16 protein-coding genes are annotated in these 13,255 nt (G+C 68.9%); 7 read left to right on the top strand and 9 right to left on the bottom strand.

Annotated features, from left to right (window positions below; all coding sequences use genetic code 11):
- Positions 1–18: 18 nt before the first annotated feature.
- Positions 19–624, bottom strand: coding sequence for a MarC family protein (locus ABIE44_RS12365; RefSeq protein WP_209717372.1), 606 nt, complete (start codon positions 622–624; stop codon positions 19–21).
- A 415-nt stretch (positions 625–1,039) separates the two neighbouring features.
- Here ABIE44_RS12365 and ABIE44_RS12360 point away from each other — a divergent pair, with 415 nt between their 5' ends.
- On the top strand, positions 1,040–1,501 hold the full coding sequence (locus ABIE44_RS12360; RefSeq protein ID WP_209717375.1) for a hypothetical protein: 462 nt from the start codon (positions 1,040–1,042) through the stop codon (positions 1,499–1,501).
- Between the two features lie 235 nt (positions 1,502–1,736).
- Complete coding sequence (locus tag ABIE44_RS12355) at positions 1,737–1,973, top strand: hypothetical protein (protein ID WP_209717379.1); 237 nt, start codon at positions 1,737–1,739, stop codon at positions 1,971–1,973.
- 232 nt (positions 1,974–2,205) lie between these two features.
- On the opposite strand, the gene ABIE44_RS12350 is transcribed toward ABIE44_RS12355, so the two are convergent.
- Together ABIE44_RS12350 and ABIE44_RS12345 are read right to left on the bottom strand one after the other, a co-directional pair.
- Positions 2,206–2,835: a DUF6758 family protein gene (locus ABIE44_RS12350; RefSeq protein WP_209717383.1), complete on the bottom strand. Its 630-nt coding sequence runs from the start codon at positions 2,833–2,835 to the stop codon at positions 2,206–2,208.
- A gap of 239 nt (positions 2,836–3,074) precedes the next feature.
- Positions 3,075–3,647, bottom strand: coding sequence for a histidine phosphatase family protein (locus ABIE44_RS12345; RefSeq protein ID WP_209717386.1), 573 nt, complete (start codon positions 3,645–3,647; stop codon positions 3,075–3,077).
- Positions 3,648–3,675: 28 nt separating this feature from the next.
- On the opposite strand from ABIE44_RS12345, the gene ABIE44_RS12340 reads away from it, so the two are divergent.
- Complete coding sequence (locus ABIE44_RS12340) at positions 3,676–4,866, top strand: MFS transporter (RefSeq protein WP_209717388.1); 1,191 nt, start codon at positions 3,676–3,678, stop codon at positions 4,864–4,866.
- A 3-nt stretch (positions 4,867–4,869) separates the two neighbouring features.
- Here the strand turns inward: ABIE44_RS12340 and ABIE44_RS12335 are convergent, their stop codons facing one another.
- From ABIE44_RS12335 to ABIE44_RS12320, 4 genes are all read right to left on the bottom strand, one after another.
- Positions 4,870–5,262, bottom strand: a complete 393-nt coding sequence (locus ABIE44_RS12335; RefSeq protein ID WP_209717391.1) for a YbjQ family protein — start codon at positions 5,260–5,262, stop codon at positions 4,870–4,872.
- Position 5,263: 1 nt separating this feature from the next.
- The gene (locus ABIE44_RS12330; RefSeq protein ID WP_209717394.1) at positions 5,264–5,446 is read right to left on the bottom strand and encodes a DUF5302 domain-containing protein; all 183 of its coding nucleotides are present in this window, start codon (positions 5,444–5,446) and stop codon (positions 5,264–5,266) included.
- A 163-nt stretch (positions 5,447–5,609) separates the two neighbouring features.
- Positions 5,610–6,809: an acyl-CoA dehydrogenase family protein gene (locus tag ABIE44_RS12325; protein WP_209717397.1), complete on the bottom strand. Its 1,200-nt coding sequence runs from the start codon at positions 6,807–6,809 to the stop codon at positions 5,610–5,612.
- A 142-nt stretch (positions 6,810–6,951) separates the two neighbouring features.
- The gene (locus ABIE44_RS12320) at positions 6,952–7,650 is read right to left on the bottom strand and encodes a phosphocholine cytidylyltransferase family protein (protein ID WP_354438047.1); all 699 of its coding nucleotides are present in this window, start codon (positions 7,648–7,650) and stop codon (positions 6,952–6,954) included.
- Positions 7,651–7,783: 133 nt separating this feature from the next.
- Between ABIE44_RS12320 and ABIE44_RS12315 the strand changes: the two genes are divergently transcribed.
- Entirely contained in the window at positions 7,784–8,326 is a 543-nt protein-coding gene (locus ABIE44_RS12315) for a GNAT family N-acetyltransferase (protein WP_209717403.1), read from the top strand.
- On the opposite strand, the gene ABIE44_RS12310 is transcribed toward ABIE44_RS12315, so the two are convergent.
- Together ABIE44_RS12310 and ABIE44_RS12305 are read right to left on the bottom strand one after the other, a co-directional pair.
- Positions 8,295–9,191 carry a DMT family transporter gene (locus tag ABIE44_RS12310; protein WP_209717406.1) on the bottom strand — a complete coding sequence of 299 codons (897 nt, stop codon included), beginning with the start codon at positions 9,189–9,191 and terminating at the stop codon, positions 8,295–8,297. The genes ABIE44_RS12315 and ABIE44_RS12310 overlap by 32 nt on opposite strands.
- A gap of 10 nt (positions 9,192–9,201) precedes the next feature.
- Positions 9,202–10,080 (bottom strand): PhzF family phenazine biosynthesis protein, encoded by an 879-nt coding sequence (locus ABIE44_RS12305; RefSeq protein ID WP_209717409.1) that lies wholly within the window; start codon positions 10,078–10,080, stop codon positions 9,202–9,204.
- Positions 10,081–10,205: 125 nt separating this feature from the next.
- Between ABIE44_RS12305 and ABIE44_RS12300 the strand changes: the two genes are divergently transcribed.
- From ABIE44_RS12300 to ABIE44_RS12290, 3 genes are read left to right on the top strand one after another with little or no spacing between them, the layout of a single operon-like run.
- On the top strand, positions 10,206–11,453 hold the full coding sequence (locus ABIE44_RS12300; RefSeq protein WP_209717412.1) for a magnesium transporter MgtE N-terminal domain-containing protein: 1,248 nt from the start codon (positions 10,206–10,208) through the stop codon (positions 11,451–11,453).
- Between the two features lie 5 nt (positions 11,454–11,458).
- Complete coding sequence (locus tag ABIE44_RS12295; protein ID WP_209723303.1) at positions 11,459–12,064, top strand: DUF1003 domain-containing protein; 606 nt, start codon at positions 11,459–11,461, stop codon at positions 12,062–12,064.
- A gap of 18 nt (positions 12,065–12,082) precedes the next feature.
- Positions 12,083–13,246 carry an Mrp/NBP35 family ATP-binding protein gene (locus ABIE44_RS12290; protein WP_209717415.1) on the top strand — a complete coding sequence of 388 codons (1,164 nt, stop codon included), beginning with the start codon at positions 12,083–12,085 and terminating at the stop codon, positions 13,244–13,246.
- Positions 13,247–13,255 lie beyond the last annotated feature (9 nt).

Here is a 13,255-nt window from a genome sequence, read left to right as displayed (position 1 = left end):
GCGCTTGCCTCGAAATCTTCAGCCCTTGCCCTCGATGAAGGCGCGCACCGAGTCGGCCACCATCTGAACCGCGATCGCCGAGAGCAGCAGGCCGGCGATCCGGGTGACGAGCATGACGCCGCTGACCCGGATCAGGCGCAGGATCGGCAGCGAGTAGCGCAGCGCCAGCCAGATGGCGACGTGCACCCCGACCACACCGAGCGCCACGGCGGCGAAGTCCGCCCAGGTGTCGACGGACTTGCTGAACACCATCGTGGCGACGATGGCACCGGGGCCGGCGAGCAGCGGCGTACCGAGCGGCACCAGCGCGATGTTGGTCTCCAGCGCCGCAGTCGGCTCGCTCTCCTTGCCGGTCAGCAGCTCCAGCGCCACCAGGAGCAGCAGCAGACCGCCGGCGCCCTGCAACGCGGGCAGGGAGATGTGCAGGTAGGCCAGGATCTGCTGGCCGAAGAACGCGAACGCGCTGATCACGCCGAACGAGACGAGCACGGCCTGAGCAGCCAGGCGCCGTGCCATCTGCGGCGAACGGCCGCCGGTCAGCGAGAGGAAGATCGGCACCATGCCGACGGGGTCCATGATCACGAACAAGGTCACGAAGACCTCGGTGAGCAGCACCCATTCCATCCGGCAAGACTAGTGCCCGGAGGCCCGCGGACTCGATGTAGGCGGCGCTCGCGCCAGACTAACTTCACGTCTGCGAGCTCTCGGAGTCGTCGCGCGGGGTTCCGCATGCTGCGGGACGGTACGGGCGCGACCGACACGCGACGATTCCGCCCAGAAGGACGACTGCCCTTGGGTGACATTGGCACCCAAGGCAGTCATAAGAATGTGGGCACTTGCATACCTGTTTCGTTCCCAACCCGTGAACCTGTGGCTCGGGTCAGGCTGACAGCTGCTGAGCCTGAGGCTCTGGCCGCTCCCCATCGGAATTAGCGTACCGGTGCGTTTTCCACAGCCGATCACAACGGGACTGGTGGACTTTCAGGACCGGTGGTTCCCTGAATCTATGTCCCCACGCAACGTTGTCTTGGCGTCAGTGTTGGCCTTCTTCATCGGAGGCGTCGTAGCGCCGGCCGCCTTTGCCGCGACCGCGTTCGCCAATTGGAAGTACATCGGGCACTCAGGAGTCTCGTGCGGCTACGGTCGAGCGTCGATCGATAACACCGCGAAAGACGGAGAAACAAGGGTTTACAACGTCACGGATTCTGGCGGCTGCAATGTGGGAAATGCTAGTCATGCGGTCGGCGAAGGCCGCTTGGCCGCGAGTTTGTCACTCGTGGACGCGACAACCGGGTACGGCTGCGGCAACACCCCGGGCTACATCTACTCGACTACGACTACCGCCGACTGGCGGTGGCACGTCGCCGCCTTGTCGTCGACGAACTGCAGAAAGAGCTCCGGCGACGCCTGGTACTCGTACTCCGTGCACCTGAAGTACGACCCCGCAACCACCCTTTACATGGCGGCGCAGACCCAGTCGCCCAACCTGAACTTCAACTAGCACCAGAGGAGCTGGACTCATGCCGAATATCTCGAAGCGGCGAAGCCTGACCATGATCGCCATAGCTGGTGCCACGGGCGTTGCGTGTGGCATGGGCGCTTGGGCCCTTGCGTCCGGAGACTCGGTTACAGCAGCCCCGGCCGCGACTTCCCAGGCTGCCCAGCAGCCTTTGGCGCCCGCTGACTACCCAACCAATGCATCAGGCGACACGTTGGGCGAGCAGAGGCTCGGGACGGTGCCGCCGACGCTGATCGCAGCAACGGCCGACAACGGCAAACGTGGTTACATCTATCGAAGCGACCTCGAAGGCCCTGCTGAACCGGCGGCGAGCCCAGAAGAAGCAGCACGACGAACGCGGGACCTGCTCGACGACAAGGGACAGTTGATCGTCCCCGTCTACGCGGCCGACGGGAAAACCAGGATCGGCACGTTCCTCGCTGGGTGGGCTGAGTCGGCCCAGAAGGGCGATTGATTGCCCATCTTCATCGAGCGAAACGCCCGGCTCTGCTGAGGGAGGCCGGGGCGTTTCTCGTACAGCAAAAGGACTACCTCCGACGAGGTCAGGCGTTCCGCTGAGTGCGCTCTCCATCGCTCCCGCCGCAGGCAAGTGTCCCCGCTAGAATGGAGGGGCGCCTTTGGTTGCATGCACGTCGGTGAGCAGCACTCATTCCTCCCGGCAGGACTAGTGCCCGGAGGCCCCTGCGCTACCAGCCGGGCTTGGTGCCCCCGAACGGCATCTCCAGCGCCTCGGGACCGAACCCGGTGACGTCGGCGAGCAGCCACTCGTCGCGCAGCAACAGGGCCGCCGAGGCCGGTCGGATGACCAACCAGAGCCAACGGCCGTCGGCCTCGCCGGCGAACACCGCCTTGGCGAGCAGGTCGTCCTCGAGCGAGGAGTCCACCGCCCACATCCGCACCGAGTGTCCGGCGGCGCGGACGTTGATCGCGTGCGGGCCGACCCCGATCTGCTCGCCGGGGTCGTCGTACGCCGTGCCGGCGCAGCGGGCGCCCAGGCCGACGCCCGGGTCCTCGGAGATCACCGTGACCTCGACCGGTCCGTCGAGGTCGCTGGTGCCCACGGTCGTGGTCACGGTTGCCGAGGTCTTGCCCTCGCCGGCGACGCAGCCGAAGTCGGAGATCGACCAGCCCGGGCTCATCGGCCAGGGCAGGTAGGTCGGCAGGTCGCTGCGGCTGACGAGCTCGGCGAAGGTGTCGTAGTCGGCGACCTCGGGGCGCCACAGCGGGTGGATGCTGCCGTGCACCGAGCAGGCGTACAGACCGCCGGCGTCAGTGATCGTCGACGTGCACCGGGGGCATGAAGCCGCGAGCACCACGAGTCGAGAGTAGTGCGCTTCGAGCCGGTCATCGAACGTGCCGGCAAACCCCCGGTCATCGAGCCTGCCGAGCCACCGGTCATCGAGCCCGCCAAACCCCCGGTCATCGAGCTTGCCGAGATGGGGTGAGTCACCGCGCGGCTCACCACGTCTCGGCAAGCTCGACGACCGGACTGCACGCTCGACGACCGGACTGCACGCTCGACGACCGGGCTGCAGGCTGGACGACGGGGTGCAGCTCAGGCGTTCCAGCGCAGGACCACGGGTGTCTCCCGCTCGTACCCGAGGACCGACACGGTGGCGGTGTCCAACCGGAACAGCCGTCCCTGGGCCACCGGCTCCCCGAGCCACCGGGCAGCCAGCGCCCGGGAGGCGTGACCGTGCCCGAAGACGAGAGTCCGCCCGCCGTGCTTCCGCGCTCGCGCGACCACCCGGTCGAGTCGGGCGCCCACGGCCGCCGCGTCCTCACCGCCGGGACACGGGTGCGACCAGACGGTCCACCCGGGGACCGTTGCCCGGATCTCGGTCGTGGTGATGCCCTCGTAGTCGCCGTAGTCCCACTCGGCCAGGTCGGGATCGACCTCGACGTCGGGGAACCCTGCGAGCTCCGCCGTACGGCGGGCCCGCTCGCGAGGACTGGCCAGGACCAGGTCGAACGACGTCTCGGCGAGACGACCAGCCAGACCGCGGGCCGTCTCCTCCCCCACAGCCGTCAGCGGCAGCTCGGTGCGCGACGTGTGCCGACCGGCGGCGCTCCACTCGGTCTCGCCGTGCCGGACGATCCAGAGCTCGGCCGGGTCGTGAGCGTTCATGGCGCCAGCCTTCTGTGATCATGGGCTGATGACAAGTCCAGCGGCGGAGACCGCAGCCGACCCTGGCTTGCACCGCTCCCGACTCGCTGTCGCCGGCGCGTTCGCGACCCAGGGCATGGTCTTCATCAACCTGACCACCCGGCTCCCGGACTTCACCGACACGTGGAACCTGTCCGACGACAGGCTCACCCTGCTCCTGCTGATGATGGTGCTGCTCGCCGGCGCCGGCTCCGTGGTCGCCGAGACGATGGCGAAGACCCGCGACTCAGCCTCCCTGCTCCGCGTCGGCCTGGCGCTGATCGTCTTCGCGGTCCCGCTGATGGCGCTGGCACCGGAGTACGTCTTCTTCGGGATCGCGATGGCCGTGTACGGCGTCGCACTCGGCATGGTCGACGCGACCACCAACATGCAAGCGGTGGCGCTCGAGCACCGCTACGGCAGACCGATCTTGCCCTCGTTCCACGGCGCCTGGACGATCGGCGGGCTGCTCGGCGCCGGTGTCACGCTGGCCACCTCGCACGCGGACCTGGGCGTCGGGGCGGCGCTGGCCGTCGTACCGCTGCTGGCTCTGACACGACCGTTCCTCCGTCGCGTCGGCGACCCCACGGCGGCTGCTCCAGCTGTCTCGGTGCCGTGGCGACCGATCGTCCTGGTCGGCCACGGAATGGTGCTTTTCTACATGGTCGACACGGCAGCGTTCACCTGGGGCCCGCTCTACCTCGAGCACATCTTCGACGACACCCCCTCAGGCCTGTTCGCCCTCGCCGTGGTCCCGTACCTGCTCTCCAGCGGCGGGATGCGACTGGCCGGCGACGCGCTGGTGGCCCGCTACGGCGAGGTCGTGATCCTGCGCGTCGGTGGCCTGATCGCCTCTGGGGCGCTGGCAATCGTGGTGTTCGCGCCTGCCTGGCAGATCGCCGTCCTGGGCTTCCTCGTCCTCGGCTCCGGGGTCGGAGTGATCGCACCGTTGAGCTTCTCGGCCGCGGCGCGGATCGCCGGCGCCGCCGAGGAGGATCCGGTCATCCGACAGGCGCGTGTGGACGCCGTCATCGCGCGCTTCAACCAGTTCAACTACCTCGGCGCGCTGCTCGGCTCCGTGCTGACGGGCGCGGTCGGCAACAACGACCTGCGCTACGGGTTCGCCGTCCCGATGGTGCTGATCCTCGGGATCCTCCCGCTGGCGCGGGCCTTCGCCCGTCCGGTGGTACCGGCCGTCTGACGCTCAGGCCATCGGCGGGGCTTCCGGCGGCGGGGCGCCGTACCCGAGCTTGTGCGCCATCTCCTTGGCGGCGTCGGTGACCGGGATCGCGACGACTGCCGTGCCGTAGGCGCAGATCTCGGTCCAGTTGCCGCCCATCTCGGAGGTGTCGAAACGCATCGCGACGACGGCGTTGCCACCGCGGGCGCGCGCCTCCTCGAGCATCCGGCCCATCACCTCGTTGCGACTGTTGACCAGGTTCAGCGTCATGCCCTTGAGCTCGCCACCGGCCAGCGACTTGAAGCCGGCTCCGATCTGGGAGAACGCGTTGCGGGACCGGACCGTGAGGCCGAAGACCTCGCCGCAGACCTGCTGGATCTCCCACCCGGGGATCTCGTTCATCGTGACGACGAGCACCTCAGGAGCCTCCGCCACCCGCCTTGCGCCGGTGCATCTTGGGGGCGCCGCCGACGACCTCGGAGCCGTGCACCTTCTCGGTGTCACCGCCGCCCGTCGAACCGCCGCGCTCCTTGGACTTCTTCTTGTCCAGCGCCTCGCGCATCTTCGCCTTGAGGTCCTCGTTGACTCCGTTGTCTGCCATGGCCCCAGCCTGCCACCGCCGGGCAACAGCGTCGAGCAGGTAATGCGCCGACCGGGCTGACATGTCCCGCCCGACAACGTCGAGAGGGCGCTGATGTCTCACCGCGGTGAGACATCAGCGCCCTCTCAGCGCTTGTCAGCGAGACATCTGTGACCTCTCGGCGTCAGCCCTTGAGCTGGTAGTCCTTCAGCATCGCGTTGCCGATGATCATCTTCTGGATGTCGGTGGTGCCCTCGCCGATGAGCATGAAGGCGACCTCGCGGTAGAGGCGCTCGATCTCGTACTCCTTGGAGTAGCCGTAGCCACCGTGGATCCGGAAGGAGTCCTCGACGACCTCGTGCGCGTACTCCGACGCGATCATCTTGGCCATGCCGGCCTCGACGTCCATCCGCTGTCCGGTGTCCTTGAGGCGAGCCGCCTTCACCATCATGGTGTGGGCGACCTCGACCTTGGTGGCCATCTCGGCGATGCGGAACAGGATCGCCTGGTGCTTCGCGATCGGCTTGCCCATCGTCTCGCGCTGCTGGCTGTAGGCGACGCCGAGCTCGAAGCCACGGATCGCCAGACCGCAGGCGCGGGCGGCGACGTTGACGCGGCCGACCTCGACGCCGTCCATCATCTGGTAGAAGCCCTTGCCGGTCTCGCCACCGAGGACCTGGTCGGCACGGACGACGTGCTTCTCCAGGATCATCTCGGTGGTCTCGACGCCCTTGTAACCCATCTTGTCGATCTTGCCGGGGATGGTCAGACCGGGAGCGGTCTCGCCGAAGCCGGCTTCCTTCTCGATGAGGAAGGTGGTCATGTTCTTGTAGACCGAGTCGGCGCCCTCGTCGGTCTTGCAGAGCGTCGCCACCAGGCGCGACTGGGCGCCGTTGGTCAGCCACATCTTCGAGCCCGTGATCTCGTAGCTGCCGTCGTCCTGCTTGACGGCCTTCGTGGAGACCGCAGCGACGTCGGAGCCGAGCCCCGGCTCGGACATCGAGAACGCGCCGCGCATCTCGCCGGTGGCCATCTGCGGCAGGTACTTCTGCTTCTGCTCCTCGGTGCCGTGCTGCATCACCATGTACGCCACGATGAAGTGCGTGTTGATGACGCCGGAGACGCTCATCCATCCACGCGCGATCTCCTCGACGCAGAGCGCGTAGGTCAGCAGGGACTCGCCCAGTCCGCCGTACTCCTCGGGGATCATCAGGCCGAAGACACCGAGCTCCTTGAGTCCCTCGATGATCTCGGTCGGGTACTCGTCCGCGTGCTCGAGCTCCTGGGCGACCGGGATGATCTTCTCGTTCGTGAACGCGCGGACAGCCTTGAGGATCTCCTCCTGAATGTCGTTGAGTCCCTCGGTCTGGGCCAGTCGAGCCATGGTGATGATGTCCTTCCGGTCACGGTGGGCCGGCGTTCGCGCTCGGGCCCCGATCGATATTACCCGTCAGTAGTGAGGCGGGCGACCCTCTGCGACCATGACACAGGTCACCCGGAGGGGCGAGTCCATCAGCCGTCGACGCTCAGCCTTCTACGAACGAGTTGGCGCGGGTCAGGTCGTCCTCGAAGTCGACCTCGACGATCTCCCACTGCGAGATGTCGACGGCCTCCAGCTTGATGCCGTCGTTGGCGATCGCCAGCTCCAGCCCGCGCTCGAAGTAGTCCTGGTCGTCCACCTCGGCCAGACGCGCGATGAAGGCGGCCTTCTCGTCGGCGGAGATGTAGTTGATCCCGACCGCCTCGCCGAGTCCGCCGACGACGGTCTTGGAGAGCTCGGCGATGTAGCCGTCCTCGTCGAGGGTGTACTTGACCTCCTCCTCGGCGACCGAGGCGGTGTTCACGCAGACGAAGGACTTGCCGGCCTCGATCTTGTCGTGGATCAGGCCGAGGACGCGCGGGTCGAAGACCACGTCACCGTTGAGCCAGAGGACTCCGCCGGGCTGGGACAGCGTCAGGGCCTTGTGCAGGCTCTTGGAGGTGTTCGTGGAGTCGTAGACCTCGTTGTAGACGAACGAGATGTCCGACATCGCCTCGATGACCAGGTCGAGCTTGAAGCCGACGACCGCCGTCACGTAGACCTCGTCGCCGTACGCGTCGCGCAGCAGGTTCACGGCACGGCGCATGATGCTCTCGCCCGAGCTCAGCGGGGTCAGCGGCTTCGGGTGCGGCTTGCCGAGCCGGGTGCCGAGGCCAGCGGCGAGGATGACGACCTGGATGGCCACGAGCGCTCCACTCTTCGGGTTCTGGGACTCCGCCCCGGGGCCGGGACCGCGCCATCCTACGACCTGGGCCGGGTATTTCAGGTGCCGTGCCCGGACGCCGGTGCGACAGTGGAGCGGTGAGCGAGGAGACCCGATGCAGCTGACGACCGATCGACTGCTGATCCGCGACTGGACGATCGACGACGCACCGACGGCCCTCGACATCCTCAGCCGCGTCGAGGTCGTCAAGTGGCTCGGCGACGGCGAGCCGAAGCTGATGAAGGACCTGGACGAGGCCCGGGAACGGATCGGCACCTGGCTGGTGCGCGACGACCCGCCCTGCGGGTTCTGGGCGATCGAGGTCGCCGACGGCGGCCCGCTGGACGGCCGGGTGATCGGTTCGGTGCTGCTGGTCCCGCTGCCGAACAACGAGAACGGCGAGATCGAGATCGGCTGGCACCTGCACCCCGACGCGTGGGGGTACGGCTACGCGCCGGAGGCAGCACGGGTGATCCTGGACCGCGGGTTCGAGGGCGGCCTGCCCGACATCCACGCCGTCACGCACCTCACCAACGACGCGTCGATGTCGGTGGCGCGCAAGATCGGAATGGAGCACCGCGGCATCGTGACGTCCTGGTACGACGACCCGTCCCAGTACTTCGTCATCACGCGGGAGCAGTGGGCGGCTCGGCGCTAGGCCCGCTGCGCACGACGAGCACCATCCCGAGCAGGATCAGCACCAGTCCCACGACGGCTCCGGCGCCAGGCACCTGGTCGAGCCAGAAGCCGGCGATCAGCGCGGCACCGGGGATCTCGAGCAGCAGCGCCAGCGAGACGACCGTCGGGGTGACGGTGGCCAGCAGGTGGTTGAAGACCGAGTGGCCGAGCAGCTGCGCGGTCACGGCGAGCAGGACCAGCCAGGCCCACTGCTCCGCGTCGTACCCGGTGAGGTCCTGGCCCGCGACCAGCGCGGCGACCAGCAGGATCACCGCGGCGGCCCCGTAGACACCGAGCGTGTACGTCGCCGTGCTCATCCGCTGCCGGACCCGACCACCGATCACCGCGTACGCCGCGACCGCCACCGACCCGACCAGGGCCAGCAGGTCCCCGGCCAGCGCACGTCCGGACAGCGACAGGTCGACCCCCGAGACGACGACAGCCCCGACGGTGGCGACCGCGACGCCGAGGATCACCGGGCGCGGCACCGGCGCTCCGCGGACGACCTCGTAGCCGACCACCCAGATCACCTGCAGCGAGACGATCGCGGTGCTGGAGGCGACCGACGTCATCGTCAACGAGGTGATCCAGAAGCCGAAGTGCGCGGCGAGGCAACCGCCGGCGACCAGGACCGCGATCACCTGGCCGCGGTCTAGCGCCGCGACCTCGGTACGGCGCCCGGCCGCGACCACCGGGGCGATGAGCCCGGCCGAGAGGGCGTTGCGCCAGAACGCGATCGCGAGTGCCGGGACGACCAGCTGCGCCATCAGAGGAGCCGCCAGCGAGACCGCGGCGACCCCGACCGCGAGCAACCCGATCGTGCCCGCGGTGATGCGGTTGTTCACGCGCTGGGACTCACGGCTGTCGGATCTCTCCGCGGGCGACGTGGTGCACCTGACCCGCGACGCGCAGCGTGGTGGCCCTCCCGTCCACGACGTCCGCACTGCCGAGCAGCACCGAGGGACGCCCCAATTCGACGCCCTGGTGGATCCGGTAGCGCCCGCCGTCGGCGAGCAGACCCCGGGCGACCAGCGCCATGCCGAGACCGGCGGCCGCCGACCCGGTCGCCGGGTCCTCGATGCCGAGGACGAACACCCTGCTGTGCACGTCGGCTCCTGCGGAGGAGGTACGGGCGGCGTAGAGGTTGATGCCCTCGAGCGGGTCGGTCGTGGCCGGCAGGTCCGCCAGCTCGCGCACGTGGGTGCGGCCCACCCGGGCGCGGGCGATCGCGGCATCAGTGACCGGGAGGTGGACGAACGTCAGTCCGGTGCCGGCGATCCAGGCGTCCCCGACCCGGTCCTCGTGCGTCAGGCCGAGCTCGGCGAGCAGCGGGTCGACCAGGTCTTCGGCCAGCGGCCCGGCCAGGTCCCGGGGCGCGGCGGTGAGCTCGACGTTGCCGTGGGCGAACTGCACCCCGATGTCGCCCGCCCCGCACTCCTGGACGACGGCGTCCTCCGGCAGCTCACCGCGCTCGCGCAGCACCCAGGCCGTGCCCAGCGTCGGGTGGCCGGCGAACGGAACCTCCCCGTCGAGGGTGAAGATCCGGACGCGGTAGCGACCGCCGTCGACCGGCACCGGGAAGGTGGTCTCGGAGTAGTTGAACTCGCGGGCGATCGCGAGCATCGCGGCGTCGTCCAGGTCCGCGGCGCCGTGCACCACCGCGAGCTGGTTGCCCGCGAACGGCGCCTCCGCGAAGACGTCGACCACGTCGTAGGCGAGAAAGGTCCCGGTCATGCCCCCATCCTGCACTTACCGGGTGGCTCCGAGCCCGTAGGCTCCGCGTGATCCTCGCTTCGCTCGTCAACACGCTGTCGACTACTCGGCCACGAGCAAGCTCGGGCTCTCGGTAGGCTCCGCGTGTGAGCACCGCACCGACCCGCGTCTTCGCAGCCCGGCTCGCCGGGCTGCCGGTGTTCGACCCCCAGGGCGACCAGGTGGGCAAGGTCCGCGACGTCGTCGTCGTGCTCCGCGCGGACGTGCGACAGCCCCGCGTGGTCGGCCTCGTCGTCGAGGTCTTCGGCCGGCGGCAGGTGTTCGCGCCGATGACCCGGGTCACCAACATCGACTCCGGCCAGGTCATCACCACCGGCCTGCTGAACATGCGTCGCTTCGAGCTGCGCACCACCGAGACCCTGGTGATCGGCCAGATGCTGGACCGCCAGGTCACCGTGAAGAGCACCGGCGTGGTCGGCGTGGTCTACGACGTCGCGATGGAGCAGGCTCGTACCCGCGACTGGGTCTTGTCCCGGGTCGCCTTGCAGGAGCCGACCAAAGGCTTCCGCCGCCGCAGCCAGACTCACGTCGTCGAGTGGGACGACGTCGAAGGGCTGCACCAGCGCCAGGCCAACCAGGGCGCCACCCACCTGATCGCCTCGCTGACCGACCTCAAGCCGGCTGACGCGGCCAACGTGATCCAGGCGCTCCCGCCCGAGCGCCGTACCGAGGTCGTCGCGGCCATGGACGACGAGCGCCTTGCCGAGGTCCTCGAGGAGCTGCCGGAGGAGGACCAGGTCGAGATCCTGGAGCACCTCGACCGCGAGCGCGCCGCCGACGTCCTCGAGGAGATGTCTCCCGACGACGCCGCCGACCTCATCGCCGACCTGCCCCCGGAGACCGCTCGGCACCTACTCGAGCTGATGGAGCCCGAGGAGGCCGAGGACGTCCGCCGACTGATGTCGTACGGCGAGCAGACCGCCGGCGGCATGATGACGCCCGAGCCGGTCATCCTCTCCCCTGACGCGACCGTGGCCGAGGCACTTGCCCGGGTGCGCGCCGAGGACCTGACGCCGTCGCTGGCGGCCCTCGTCTACGTCTGCCGTCCGCCTCTGGAGACGCCGACGGGCAAGCTGCTCGGCATCGCCCACATCCAGCGTCTGCTGCGCGAGCCCCCCAGCGAGCTCGTCGCCGGAATCCTGGACACCGGCGTGGACTACCTGCACGCGGACGCCACGTTGGAGGACGTCGCGATCTTCCTCGCGACCTACAACCTGGTCGCCGCTCCCGTCGTCGACGACGAGGGGAGGCTTCTCGGCACCGTGACCGTCGACGACCTCCTGGACCACCTGCTCCCCGAGGGCTGGCGCGACCGCAAGATCGGGCGGGGGTGAGCGCGGTGACCCCGGAGAAGAAGCCGGAGAAGAAGGTCGACAAGACCGGCGACGACCGGTCGCGCACCCGGCTCGACCAGCCCCGCGAGCTGCGCCGGAACGTCGTCGGCCGCACGGTCTCGCGGCGCTCCTCCGACGACGACCGCTTCGGCCGCTTCGCCGAGCAGTTCGCCCGTTTCATGGGGACCGCACGGTTCCTCATCTACATGACGCTGTTCGTCCTGGTGTGGATCGGCTGGAACGCGCTCGCGCCGGAGGACTGGCGCTTCGACGACTACCCGTTCATCTTCCTGACCCTGATGCTCAGCCTGCAGGCCTCGTACGCCGCCCCGCTCATCCTGCTCGCGCAGAACCGCCAGGAGACGCGCGACCGGGTGGTCGCCGAGCAGGACCGCAGCAGCGCCGCCAAGCAGCAAGCCGACATGGAGTACCTCGCTCGCGAGACGGCCGCCCTGCGGATGGCCCTCGGTGAGGTCGCCACCCGTGACTTCCTGCGCTCGGAGCTGCGCGGGCTGCTCGCGGACCTCGAGGAGCGCGACGCGGCACCGGACACCGAGGGTGACGAGGTTCATGGTCCGCGGGACGCGGATCCGGACGGAGCCTCCGCCTGACGACGTAGGCTTGTCCTCATGTCATCCCCTGTTCTTGAGCAGATCCAGGCTGCCCTGGCGACCGTGAACGACCCCGAGATCAAGCGTCCGATCACCGAGCTCGGAATGGTCGACTCGGTCGAGATCGACGACACCGGCAAGGTCGCGATCAAGGTCCTGCTCACCGTCGCCGGTTGTCCGCTCAAGGACACCATCACGCGCGACGTGACCAACGCCGTCTCCCCGGTCGCCGGCGTCACCGGCGTCGACCTCGAGCTGGGCGTGATGACCGCCGAGCAGCGCGCCGGCCTCAAGGAGGTCCTCGCCGGCGGCCAGGCGCAGCGCGAGATCCCGTTCGGCAAGCCGGACTCGCTCACCAAGGTCTACGCGATCGCCTCCGGCAAGGGTGGCGTCGGCAAGTCCTCGGTCACCGTGAACCTGGCCCTCGGCCTCGCCGCGCAGGGCCTGAAGGTCGGCGTCATCGACGCGGACATCTACGGCCACTCGATCCCGGCCATGTTCGGCATCGCCGACACCCGTCCCACCCAGGTCGAGGACCTGATCATGCCGGTCCCCACCGCCAGCGGCGTCTCGGTGATCTCGATCGGCATGCTGAAGCCGCGCCGCGACCAGGTCGTCGCCTGGCGTGGTCCGATGCTTGACCGCGCGCTGGTCCAGATGCTCGCCGACGTCTACTGGGGAGACCTGGACGCCCTCGTCCTGGACCTTCCGCCGGGCACCGGCGACGTTGCGATCTCCCTGGGACAGCACCTCCCCAGCGCCGAGGTCATCGTCGTGACCACTCCGCAGGAAGCTGCTGCCGAGGTCGCCGAGCGCGCCGGCACGATGGCCTCGATGATGCACCAGCGCGTCATCGGTGTCGTCGAGAACATGAGCTACCTGCCGTGCCCGCACTGCACGGCCGAGGGCAAGGAGCACCGGATCGACCTGTTCGGCTCCGGCGGTGGCGCCCGGGTCGCGGAGACCCTGAGCGCGCGTTTCGGGTACGACGTCCCGGTCCTCGCCGAGGTCCCCCTCGACATCTCCTTGCGCGAGGGCGGCGACGTCGGCAAGCCGGTCATCGAGTCCGACCCGACCGCCCCAGCGGCCGTGGCGCTCACCGGGCTGGCGACGAAGCTCTCCGGCCGCGGCCGGAACCTGGTCGGCCTGCAATTGGGTCTGACCCCGACGTCCAAGTTCTGAGCCGTAGAC

The sequence above is a fragment of the Marmoricola sp. OAE513 genome (genome assembly GCF_040546585.1).
Classification (GTDB): Bacteria; Actinomycetota; Actinomycetes; order Propionibacteriales; family Nocardioidaceae; genus Marmoricola.
The sequence above is the reverse complement of the archived record's forward strand: the minus strand, read 5'-3'. Positions and strand labels throughout refer to the sequence as shown.

Bases quoted from the DNA above. Each gene is read 5' to 3' on its own strand.
- ABIE44_RS12365 (WP_209717372.1), bottom strand. From the start codon at position 624: ATGGAATGGGTGCTGCTCACCGAGGTCTTCGTGACCTTGTTCGTGATC.
- ABIE44_RS12345 (WP_209717386.1), bottom strand. From the start codon at position 3,647: ATGAACGCTCACGACCCGGCCGAGCTCTGGATCGTCCGGCACGGCGAG.
- ABIE44_RS12340 (WP_209717388.1), top strand. From the start codon at position 3,676: ATGACAAGTCCAGCGGCGGAGACCGCAGCCGACCCTGGCTTGCACCGC.
- ABIE44_RS12330 (WP_209717394.1), bottom strand. From the start codon at position 5,446: ATGGCAGACAACGGAGTCAACGAGGACCTCAAGGCGAAGATGCGCGAG.
- ABIE44_RS12325 (WP_209717397.1), bottom strand. From the start codon at position 6,809: ATGGCTCGACTGGCCCAGACCGAGGGACTCAACGACATTCAGGAGGAG.
- ABIE44_RS12315 (WP_209717403.1), top strand. From the start codon at position 7,784: ATGCAGCTGACGACCGATCGACTGCTGATCCGCGACTGGACGATCGAC.
- ABIE44_RS12305 (WP_209717409.1), bottom strand. From the start codon at position 10,080: ATGACCGGGACCTTTCTCGCCTACGACGTGGTCGACGTCTTCGCGGAG.
- ABIE44_RS12290 (WP_209717415.1), top strand. From the start codon at position 12,083: ATGTCATCCCCTGTTCTTGAGCAGATCCAGGCTGCCCTGGCGACCGTG.